General features: G+C 72.1%; 8 protein-coding genes and 1 pseudogene. 4 read left to right on the forward strand and 5 right to left on the reverse strand.

Features of this window, described 5'->3' with window-relative positions:
* Window positions 1-1,029: pseudogene (locus tag GWK61_RS49020) on the forward strand (hypothetical protein); the annotation flags it as partial.
* 169 nt (window positions 1,030-1,198) lie between these two features.
* Here the strand turns inward: GWK61_RS49020 and GWK61_RS49025 are convergent.
* A complete protein-coding gene (locus GWK61_RS49025; protein ID WP_194920475.1) occupies window positions 1,199-2,905 on the reverse strand; it encodes a glycoside hydrolase family 27 protein in 1,707 nt (568 codons plus the stop codon).
* Window positions 2,906-3,110: 205 nt separating this feature from the next.
* Here GWK61_RS49025 and GWK61_RS49030 point away from each other — a divergent pair, with 205 nt between their 5' ends.
* Both GWK61_RS49030 and GWK61_RS49035 read left to right on the forward strand, forming a co-directional pair.
* Entirely contained in the window at window positions 3,111-4,634 is a 1,524-nt protein-coding gene (locus GWK61_RS49030; protein WP_194920477.1) for a hypothetical protein, read from the forward strand.
* A 183-nt stretch (window positions 4,635-4,817) separates the two neighbouring features.
* Window positions 4,818-5,270 (forward strand): carboxymuconolactone decarboxylase family protein, encoded by a 453-nt coding sequence (locus GWK61_RS49035; protein ID WP_194920479.1) that lies wholly within the window; start codon window positions 4,818-4,820, stop codon window positions 5,268-5,270.
* Between the two features lie 115 nt (window positions 5,271-5,385).
* Here GWK61_RS49035 and GWK61_RS49040 read toward each other — a convergent pair whose 3' ends face one another.
* The 3 genes from GWK61_RS49040 to GWK61_RS49050 all read right to left on the reverse strand — a co-directional run bounded on the left by GWK61_RS49040 (window position 5,386) and on the right by GWK61_RS49050 (window position 8,014).
* Complete coding sequence (locus tag GWK61_RS49040) at window positions 5,386-5,949, reverse strand: permease (RefSeq protein WP_194920481.1); 564 nt, start codon at window positions 5,947-5,949, stop codon at window positions 5,386-5,388.
* Between the two features lie 179 nt (window positions 5,950-6,128).
* A complete protein-coding gene (trpS, locus tag GWK61_RS49045) occupies window positions 6,129-7,301 on the reverse strand; it encodes a tryptophan--tRNA ligase (RefSeq protein WP_228564225.1) in 1,173 nt (390 codons plus the stop codon).
* Between the two features lie 218 nt (window positions 7,302-7,519).
* Entirely contained in the window at window positions 7,520-8,014 is a 495-nt protein-coding gene (locus GWK61_RS49050) for a GNAT family N-acetyltransferase (protein WP_194920483.1), read from the reverse strand.
* A 301-nt stretch (window positions 8,015-8,315) separates the two neighbouring features.
* Here GWK61_RS49050 and GWK61_RS49055 point away from each other — a divergent pair, with 301 nt between their 5' ends.
* Entirely contained in the window at window positions 8,316-9,923 is a 1,608-nt protein-coding gene (locus GWK61_RS49055) for a putative bifunctional diguanylate cyclase/phosphodiesterase (RefSeq protein WP_323748112.1), read from the forward strand.
* Window positions 9,924-10,340: 417 nt separating this feature from the next.
* Here GWK61_RS49055 and GWK61_RS49060 read toward each other — a convergent pair whose 3' ends face one another.
* Window positions 10,341-10,544: a DUF6186 family protein gene (locus tag GWK61_RS49060; RefSeq protein WP_194920487.1), complete on the reverse strand. Its 204-nt coding sequence runs from the start codon at window positions 10,542-10,544 to the stop codon at window positions 10,341-10,343.
* Window positions 10,545-10,689: the final 145 nt, after the last annotated feature.

Raw genomic sequence — 10,689 nt, forward strand, 5'->3', positions numbered from 1 at the left:
GTGCTGGGTGGGGGGATGCCGGTGACGGCGGCGCGCGCCGGGTTCGAGGCGTCGGGGGTGTCGGTGGCGGCGACGTTGCGGCAGTTGGGGGCGCAGGTCGATCTGTGGTTGGAGCGGGCGGAGGCGATCACTGATCCGGAGAACGTTGAGCGGCAGGTGCGCTCGGTGGAGCTGGACGCTGCGGCGCGGGTTACGGCGGCGGAGCAGGTGGCTGCGGCGGAGGCTGCGCGGCGTGCGGAGGCGGAGGTCGCGGGGCAGGCCGCCAGTGCGCGTGCGGAGCAGGCTGTGGCTGATGCCGAGGTGGCGCGGGAGGCGTTGAACGCGGCGGTGGTCGCGCATGCCGATCAGGAGCAGGCGCTGCGCGATGAGGCGGTGCAGGAGCTCGCGCAGGTTCGGGAGCAGGGGGAGGCTGCGGTCGCGGGGATGCGGGAGCAGGCGCGGCGGGAGGTGGAGGCGGCACGGCGCGACGCTGCCGAAGCCGCCGAGCTGGCCGACCGGACGCGGGCGGAGGCGGCGTTGCAGCTTCAGGCGGCGCGGGAGCAGGCCGAGTTGATGAGGCAGGCCGCTGACGCGCAGATCGCCGCGGCGGAAGGGAAGGCCGCGGCCTCGGCGGCTGAGGCGCAGGCGGTGGCGCAGCGGGCGGCGGCGGAGTTGGAGGCGCTGCGAGCGGGGCTGACCGCGCAGGTGCAGGCGGCCAAGGCGGATGCGGAGTCTGCGCACGCCGGGCGTGTTGCTGAGGGCGAGCGTGCTGATCGGGAGGCGGCGGCCAGGCAGGCTGAGGCCGAGCGGGCGGCGCGCGCCGAGGCTGCGGTGGAGGCGGCGGCTGTGCAGGTGGAGCAGGTGACGGCGCGGTGGCAGCAGGACGCGGCGGCGTTGGCGGCGGAGCGGGAGGCACGGCGGGAGGCGGAGTTGGCGGCCGCATCGTTGCGTGGGGAGTTGGCGGCGGCTGCCCGGGAGCGGGAGGGTGCTGCGGGAGCGCGGGTGCCTGGTGGGCGGAGGGAAGAGGCGGATGTCTCAGAGAAGAGCTGATGGCTAGATGGGTAGCTGATAGGGCTGATACTGCGGCAATGGATTGCTGTGTGGGGATTGGGTGTGGTGTGGCGGCCTGCTGATTAGTGGTGGCGGGCAAAGCTGGCGGGCAGGTGCGGCAGCGCTGAAGGGCGCGGTGGGGGAAGGTCCCCCGCCGCGCCCTCGCGCGTCAGCTGGGCAAGGCCCAGGTCTGGTTGGCCTGGTGGCTGCCGCACGTCCACGTGTCCAGCTTCGTGCCGTCGGCGCTGCCGCCGCCGTAGACGTCCAGGCACAGGCCCGAGGCGTTGTTGGTGACCGTGCCGTCGGCGCGCGCCGTCCACTGTTGTGCCGTGCCGCCGTTGCAGGTGGAGGTCACGACCGTGCTGCCGTCGGTGGTGCCGCCGGCGGTGAGGCACTTGCCGAGGGTGCGCACGCTGCCGTCGCCGGGGCGCGTCCAGGACTGGTTGGCGTTGCCCGTGCACGTGTACAGGATCGTCGGCGTGCCGTCGGCGGTGTTGCTGCCGGTGACGTCCATGCACTTGGCGCCGTTGCCGACGACCTCGCCGGTGGGGACCGCCGCGGCGCAGCCGGCTGAAGGTGTCAGGCGCCAGACGGCGGTGCCGTGGGCGGGGATCGTCGCCGTCAGGGTGCTGGTGGTGGAGGTGGCGCCGGTCCACAGGTTCTTCGCGCTGGCGGTGCAGCCGGGCAGGCCGACGGAGGCCAACGTCATGGACACCGTCTGGGCTGACGAGCCGCGGTTCAGGACCGCGACCGCCCGGTCGCCGTTGGCCAGGGGCTTGGCCAGGACGTCGGTGGTGCCGTTGGTGGACACCACCCCGGCCTGGTGGCCCGCGGGGTCCTGGTCCAGGGCGATCAGGTCGGTGTTGCCGAGGGCGGCCAGGCCGTCCGAGCTGAGGTGGGCGACGTCGGAGGACAGGATCATCGGGGCGCTCATCATGGCCCACAGCGCGACCTGGCTGCGGGACTCGTCGGCGCTTAGGCCGGGGTCGCCGGCGATGAGGAAGTCCGGGTCGTTCCAGTTACCGGGCTTGGCGTAGCGGGAGATCCAGCGGTTGTAGCCGTAGTTGGACATGACCGAGGACCAGCGGCCGGCCGAAGGGTTCGAACTGTCGTAGGTGGCGATGTCGTAGCCCTCGCGCCACAGCTGGCCGAGCTGGCCCACCCAGCCCAGGACGTCGAACCAGGTCGGGTTGCCCCACTCGCCGCTCTGGAAGTAGGCGGGAGCGGATTCGGAGAACACGATGGGACGGCCGGCACCGGCCAGAGCGTTCGACTCGGCGGTGTAGGCGTCGTGGTACGCCTGCTCGGTGCTTTCACCGCCCGGGATGTAGACGTTGCAGCCGTCGAGCTTCAGATAGTCCACGCCCCACGAGGCGAACGTCGCCGCGTCCTGCGCGAAGTGGTCGGCGCCGCCGCCCTGCGGCTGCCCGCTGCCGGGGTAGCCGCCGCACGTGGAGGAGCCGGCGTCCTCGTAGATGCCGAAGTTCAGGCCTTTGCCGTGCAGGTAGCTGCCGAGCCAGGCCATGCCGTGCGGGAACTTGACGGAGTCGGCGACGAGGTTGCCGGAGCCGTCACGGGACGACGCCATCCAGCAGTCGTCGATCGTGACGGTCTTGTAGCCCTTGGCGGCCAGGCCGCTGCTGACCAGCGCGTCGGCATTGGCCACGACCACCGACTCGTCGACCGAGCACTGGTAGTGGGCCCAGTCGTTCCAGCCCATCGGGGGCGTGGCCGCCAGGGTGGCGGCGGTGCCGGCGGTGTGCGGGGTCGGGCTTGGCGTTGCGTGAGCGATGCCGGATGTCAGGGGCAGTACGGCCAGGGCGCAGGACAGAGCGGCCGCAGCGAGCCGCCGGGGCCCGGAACGGGGTGATGACATGGTGCCTCCTTGCTGAATCTTGAAAGATCTGCGGGGCGCACGCCGTGCATCAATACACTGCGGATGCTCGAAACTGTCAAGGTTTCGGGGTTTCCGCGCAGATCCGGGCATCGGCATCCAGTTGTTGATTCGGGGTCGTGGCACCGCCCCACACGGCACTAGGGTTGGGCACCGGCGTATCGGACGAGCAGGGGGAGTGGAGCAGGTGTCGTCGACGTCGGCGGTGGCGGTGCTGGCGCAGGGACTGCGGGAGCTACGCGACTTCGCGGAGGGGCCCGACGGTGAAGAACTGCGGGAACGCACAGGACTCACGACCACACAGATCGAGGCGGCGCTCGGCGGCGAACGGCTGCCGACGCGCGAGGTGACGCTGGCGCTGGTCGAGGCCTGGGAGGGGGATGTCGAGGCCTGGCGCGAGTACTGGGGACAGATCTCGGAGCTCGCGCAGGAGGACGACGGCGAAGGGAAGTCCGCCGGGGCGGCGACACCCACACCGCCGGAGCCCTCGATCATCACACCGAGGGAAGAAGACCCGGAGGCGGATTCGGAAGCGGAAGCGGAAGCGGATTCGGACGAGGGTGCGGACGAGCGGGAGGCCGCCGGTTCTGAGGCTGAGGCAGAAGCTGAGACTGAGGCTGAGATAGAAGCCGAGGCAGAGGCAGAAGCCGAGACTGGCGATGAGGTAGACGCCCAGGCGGACGCGGCGCGCGCCAGGTCGGCGGCCCGGGCGCAGCTTGAGGCGAACGCTCAGGCGGCGAAGGCGCATTCGGAGGCGATGGCTGCCGCGGCCGAGGCATCCGAGGCATCAGTGTGCGGCGAGGACGTTGAGGACGCGGATGATGCGCAGGCGGCGCGCACCGAAGGATCGGCCGGGCCAGAGACGGCGCCTGCGGAGGCGCAGGTACCGGCCCAGTCAGAGTCGGAGCAGAAAGCATCGGCCCAGCCGACCCCGGAAGATGAGGATGCGGCGCGCGCCACGTCGGGATCTACGACCGTCCTGCAGCCGACCGCCGTCGTCCCGGGCAGCGGCAACCCCCGGCCGCCGGCGAAGAAGAGCCCGCTGGCGCGCATAGGCATCCCGATCCTGCTGTTCGCGATAGGCGTGGGTGTGGGCGCGTTCGGCGACCATGCCCTGAACTCCAAGCAGAACTCCAAGAACACCTCCGCGTCCGTCCCGCCCCTGTCGGGCACACCGAGCCCGTCACGCTCCACCAGCTCCGCGGCGTCGAGTATCCCGACGACGCCCTCCATCCCCAGCTACACGGCGAGCAGTTCCAGCTCCAATCCCACGGCGTCCGCGACGCCGACAAACGGCTCCACCTCCGCCACGTCGACAGTCGCGCCGGGCACGGTTCTCGGCACGTACGTCGGGATCCAGTTGGCGTCCGGCTACAGCGTCAACTTCCTGTCGGACCCGTACCATCCGGCCGCAGGGACCGCCAACGGCCCGGACACGATGGGCTTCTTCGCCGGCAGCTTCGTCGACGGCCGGTTCTACGCCGACCGCGTGGCGGTGCTGGATCAGACCGACACCGGCTCGTTCACCTCGTGTCTGAACGACACCCGCTACCAGCACGACGTGCTGCTCTCGCAGCTGTCGACGAGCAGCAGCTTCTGCATCACCACCGGTACCGGGCACCTGGTGCTGGTGACGGTGCGCAGGCTGCCCTCCAGCACGGACGCCAATCCGTACGCGGTGTTGGACGTGACGGTCTGGCAGGAGAACTAGCAATCCCCTTCGCGCCGCCCTGAGCAGCGGAAACAGCCCACAGCGCCGGATGTGACCCAGGTCACATCCGGCGCTGTCACATTCCCCGGCGCCCAAGAGTCAGAGAGGCGAAGGACCAAGGGGGGCCAACAAGGGCCAACCTGAATGAAGCAGCATCTTTCGACTCATACAGGAGTTACTGAAGTGGAAGCTCGTATCCAGAACCCCGCCGTGATCCTCGACGCAAGCGGCGCGGTTCAGCAGCTCTACAAGGCCGTGAACAGCGGCGGCGTGGAGCCTGCGATCCTGGAGCTGGTGCACCTGCGGGCCAGCCAGATCAACGGCTGCGCGCCGTGCGTGTACTCCGGGATGGGCAACATGCGGCGGATGAAGGAGTCCGAGGAGCGCATCGGCCTGGTGGCGGCGTGGCACGACGCGCCGTTCTACACCGACGAGGAGAAGGCGGCGTTGGCGCTGGCCGAGGCGGCGACGCGGCTGGCCGACAACCCCGAGGGCGTCAGCGACGCGGTGTGGGAGGGCGCGGCGCAGTTCTTCGACGAGAAGCAGCTGGCCGCGATCGTGATGATGGTCGCGCTGACGAACCTGTTCAACCGGCTCAACCACGTCACCCGGCAGGTCGCCGGGCAGGCCTGGTAGGCACGGCAAGCCTGGTGAGCCTGGTAAGAGATCTGCCGGATCTGCCGGAGCGGCGCGCGCCGGATCCCGTTCTACAGCCCGTACGCTGCCCGGCAGGCCTGACCGGCGCTGTATCTCAGACGTCGGCAGGCTCCGGCGTGGGCGTCTTCGGCTTCTTCGGCACCTTCGGCGGCCGTCCCTTGCGCCGGAAGGCGATGACCAGCGTCACGAAGATCACCGCGGCGATCAGCGCGCCCACGGCGGTGGCGCCGCGGAACCCGGGTGCCTGCACGTCCATGGTGCGCTGGCCGGCGTGGGCGCCGCCGCCGGTGCCGATGGCCACGCCGAGCGTCATCAGGTTCGGCGCGGCCAGGATCACCGCCAGTGCCAGCCACACGGCCCTGGTCTTCCAGCGCATCGGCCGGCGCATCGTGAACCACAGCAGGCCCAGCGGCAGGACCGTGAACACGATGCCGAAGCAGATTCCCAGCAGCACCCCGGTGGAGAACGCGCCGTTCGCCGCGCTGCCGATGCGGTGCGACCACCAGCGCGGGATGTACGCCGCGGCGGCGAAGTAGCCGCCGACCAGGGCCGCGATCACCAGGACGATCGCGATCACGCGGCGTTTGAAGTCGCGGCGGCCGCCCTCGGCGACGGGGGTGCCGGCCTGGGTGCCGTCGGATGCGTGCCGTGCCCTCATGAGTCCGATGCTGACACCGGGGGCGGTGGGACGCCTGCGGACTGGGCCGGTCGTGGGCCCGCGTAGCCCGCTCGTGGCTGGTCGTAGGTCACCGGCGCGCGCCACAGCGAACAGAACATGCGTTCTGTCGCAATGGCGCGCGCCGCCGGAACAGCTGCCCCTACGCACTCAGCACGCAGTCAGTACGCCATCCCCATCGCCTCCCGCACCTGCGCCAGCGTCGCCTCGGCCTCGACGGTGGCCCGCTCGGCCCCGCGCCGCAGGATCGCCGACAGGTATCCGCGCTCGTCCGCCAGCTGCTCGCGCCGGGCCCGGATCGGCCGCAGGTGCTCGTTCACCGCCTCGGTCGCGACGCGCTTGAGCGCCGCCGCGCCGCCGGAGCCGATCTGCTCGGCCACCGCCTCCGGTTCCTCGCCGCGGCACAGCGCGGTGATCAGCACCAGGTTCGACACCTCGGGGCGGGCCGCGGGGTCGAAGGTGATCAGCCGGTCGGCGTCGGTCTTGAAGCCCTTGATGATGGCGGCGGTCTCGTCGGCGGTGGCCTGCAGCGGGATGGTGTTGCCGTGGCTCTTGCTCATCTTGTGGCCGTCGCTGCCCAGCACCGAGGGGGCGTCGGAGATCAGGGCCCGTGGTTCGGTGAACACCGGCGTGTAGCGGGTGTTGAAGCGGCGCGCGACGGTGCGGGTCACCTCCAGGTGCGGCAGCTGGTCCTTGCCGACCGGGACCAGGTCGGCGCGGCAGAACAGGATGTCGGCGGCCTGGTGCACCGGGTAGGTGAGCATCAGGGCGGACAGCGCGGGGCGGCCGGAGGCGGCGGCCTCGGCCTTGGTGGTGGGGTTGCGCTCCAGCTCCGGCACGGAGATCAGGGACATCAGCGGCAGCAGCAGCTGGTTCAGCGCCGGGACGGCGGAGTGCGCGAACACGGTGCTACGGGCCGGGTCCAGGCCGACGGCCAGGTAGTCGGCGACCAGGCCGAGGGCGAAGTCGGTGATGCGGGCCGAGGCGTCGCGGTCGGTGATCACCTGGTAGTCGGCGACCAGCACGAACAGCTCGGCGCCGGCGTCCTGCAGCCGGACGCGGTTGCGCAGCGAGCCCAGGTAGTGGCCCAGGTGCAGTGCTCCGGTGGGGCGGTCGCCGGTCAGGACCCTGATCTGGCGGGCGTCGCCGATCAGGTGCGCGGCCAGTTGGGCCTCGGTCAGGTACGCCGCGGGGTCGGCTTGGATGCCGTATGCGTCATTTGTGTCGGCGGGGTTTCGGTTCGCTGACGCGGAAGACGCGGTGTCGCTGTCACCAGAGGGAAAAACACGCGGCTGGTCGGCGGGATTGATGGGTACGTCAAATGTGATGGTCATCGTCGTTCTCCTCGCGGGAATCTCACAGGGTCGGGGGTCCGCCGTCATCGGCGTCCGGACCGCCCGGCCCCGCGTGCGGGGCGAGAACAACGAAGGCCGTCCGGATCGTCGGACGGCCTGTCGGCGTGCGTGGCTGGGGAACCGTCCTAGGACGGACGCCAGCTGGCACACGGGAAGCTCTTCACGGGTTGAAGGATATCAGGGCAGGCATGCCGGACTCAATCAAGCACCAGCCGGAACGTCAGCAGGCCCTTGCCGGGGGCGTACTCCCAGTCGCGTTCGGGGGTGCGCTGGAAACCCAGGCGCGCGTAGAGGCGCTGCGCGGCGGTCATCGCCGGCTTCGTCGACAGCACCAGCGCCGGCCGTCCCGCCTCGCGGGTGCGGCGCACGCAGTCCAGGACCAGGGCCTGCCCGACGCCCTGGCCGCGGGCGAAGCCGGCGGTGGCGAGCATCCGGATCTCGGCCTCGTCGCCGGCGGCGATGTCGGCGAAGTCGCTGCCGGCGACGGTGTACACCGCGGCGCCGAGCAGGCGGCCGGCGTCGTCGACGGCTATCAGTTGCCAGGCGCCGGGGGCGGCGTGCCGGGCGGCGGCGTCGCGCAGCCGGGGCAGGTAGGTCGGCTCTGCCAGCGATTCGTCGCGGTAGACGGCGGCGGTCAGCTCCCCGGTGGCGGCCAACTCGGCCGGAAGGGCTTCGCGAATGGTGATCTGCACAGCGTTTGATTCTGCCCGAGGCCCGCCGGGCGTGGCCCGGCGCATGCCCGGTGCGGACATGGCGCGGACGCGGCGGCGGTGTGGCGCCGCCGGGGCGCGCCGATGGCGCGGTGCGGGCGTGAAGCGTGCGGTGGGAGTGTGACAGTACGGCCACGATCAGGTGATCCGGGAGTGTGTGCGCCGTCACAGCGCCCCCGGATGGTCCTATGATCGCGCTCGGTAGTCGTTCGGAAGCCGTGCAGGCGGCGGCGGTGCGGATCAGGCCAACCAGACGTCCTGGTCCGCGATGGAGGTGGTCGCGGTGTCCGGTCAGAATTCGTCCACGGCGCACGCCGAGACGGCCGCGTCCCGGTCGTCGGCGTCGGCGCCGTGGTCCGACGAGCTCACGGGGCTGCCGAACCGGGCGATGCTGGGCCGGTGGCTGGAGGCCCGCACCGGCCCGCGGGCGCGCCCGGGGCAGCGGATCGGTTTGTGCAGCCTGGACCTGGACGGGTTCCGGCAGATCAACGCCCTGCTCGGGTTCGGCGCCGGGGACCGGTTCCTGGCGGCGGTGGCGACCCGGCTGCGGGCGGTGCTGGAGCCCGGCGGGCATCTGCTGGCGCGCACCGGCGGGGACGAGTTCGCGGTGCTCGTGGACTACAAGGACTACCAGGACTACCAGGACCACGCGGATCTCCAGGACTTCCAGGACTTCGGCGCCGGTTCGGTGCCCGGATCCGGAGCCGGAGCCGGATCGGGTTCCGGGGACGCGCCGGGTGCGGAGTCCGTACTGCCGCCCGGCGCCGAGGGCCCGGCGCGCCGTGGTCCGTCGTCCTCATCCTCAGGGCGGCCGATGGTGGACCGGGTTGCCGAGCGGGTGCTGGCGGCGCTGCGGGACCCGCTGCGCGTCGAGGGCCGGGACCTGACCGTCACGGCGTCGATCGGCGCGGTCGAGGCCCTGGCCGCGGCCTCGGCGCCGGAGGACCTGCTGCGCGCGGCGGATCTGGCGCTGTACTGGGCCAAGGGCGAGGGCCGGGACCGCTGGACCCTGTTCGACGCCGAACGCGCCGGGGCGGATGTGGCCCGGTATCGGCTGGCCGCGGACCTGCCGGCGGCCGTGGAGTCCGGGCAGTTCTACTGCGAGTACCAGCCGATCGTGTCCCTCGCCGACGGCGCCGTCACCGGCGTGGAGGCGCTGGTGCGCTGGCGGCACCCGCGGTTCGGGATCGTGCCGCCGGACCGGTTCATCTCGCTGGCCGAGGACTCCGGGCTGATCGTGGAGCTGGGCCGGCGGATCCTGTCCGAGGCCTGCCAGGCCGCGGCGACGTGGCCGGACACGCCGGGGCAGCCGGCGCCGCCGGTGTCGGTGAACGTGGCGGTGCGGCAGTGCCGCGACCCGCGGCTGATGGGGCACGTGCTGTCCGCGCTGGCCGACTCCGGGCTCGCGCCGCAGCGGCTGCGGCTGGAGATCACCGAGTCGGCGCTGCTGCCCGGCGACGACGCCGCGCAGGCGACGCTGCGCGCCCTGGCCGACCGGGGCGTGGCGATCGCGGTCGACGACTTCGGGACCGGGTACTCGAACCTGTCGCATCTGCGGCGGCTGCCGGTGCACATCCTGAAGATCGACGGGACGTTCGTCGCCGGGCTGACGTCGGCGAACGGCGTCGGCAACGGTACCGGCGCGGCCGCGGGGGCAGCGGCCGGCGCCACAGGGCCCTGCGGCGCCGACGAGCAGATCATCGCCACGGTCACAGCGCTCGGACACGCGCTCGGGCTGACCGTGACCGCCGAAGGTGTGGAGACCGCCGGGCAGCTGGAGGCGGTGCGGCGGCTCGGCGTCGACACCGGGCAGGGCTGGCTGTTCTCCCGGGCGCTGCCGGCCGCCGGGATCAGGGACCTGTTGGCACGCGGCGCGCCGCTGGCGGCATGAGGACGGACCCACAGGCCTGGCGGCGTCGGCGCAAGCCGCGCCGCAGGCGGGCCCCGCGGTAAGGGCCGACCGGCCGCCGCGGAGCCTGCCACAGCGCCAGGCCGCGGCTGAGCCAAGACCCTGAGGAGCGGACTTCGGGCTGGCACGCGGCGGAACTGGAGAGGACTTCCTTGCACCCCGAAGGCTGATCCTTCCGGTACCCACTGGCACCGGGGGCCCTCGGCGCGGTCTGATGTGTGTGCCGGCTCACCGAGCCGGACCGTGTTGGACAAGCTCCCCCAGCGACACCGACACTCGGGCGGGCCGCGACCTTCGGACCAGGGTCACGGCCCGTCCGGCTTTTCGTTTCCGGACGGCGCGCGCCGCGCGGCGCCGTGGTGGTGGTGCCCGGCAGGGCTTGCTGTCATGGTGCCCGGTTCAGGAACGGGACAGGAAGTGGAACCCCAGCCACCACCACACCAGCAGCATGCCGACCCGGCCCCACCGCTCGCGCATCACGGTGTGCACCAGCTGCGCGAACGTCGGGACCCGGCTGCCGGGGCGGCGCGCGGCGAACTCCACGACCAGGGCGGCCAGGATGATCGCGGCGTATCCGATGGCGGTGATCAGGCGGGGGCTCATCGGCGCGCCACCCACACCCCGGTCAGCAGCCACGCGGCGTAGCCGGCGGCGCGCGCCGGCGGGGGGTCGATCAGCGGCCGCATGAGGATCGACAGGGTCGGGTGGGCGTGAGTGGAGCCGCGGGCGGCCGCGTACAGCTCCCAAA

Source organism: Catenulispora rubra, from assembly GCF_015356825.1.
Lineage (GTDB): Bacteria > Actinomycetota > Actinomycetes > Streptomycetales > Catenulisporaceae > Catenulispora > Catenulispora rubra.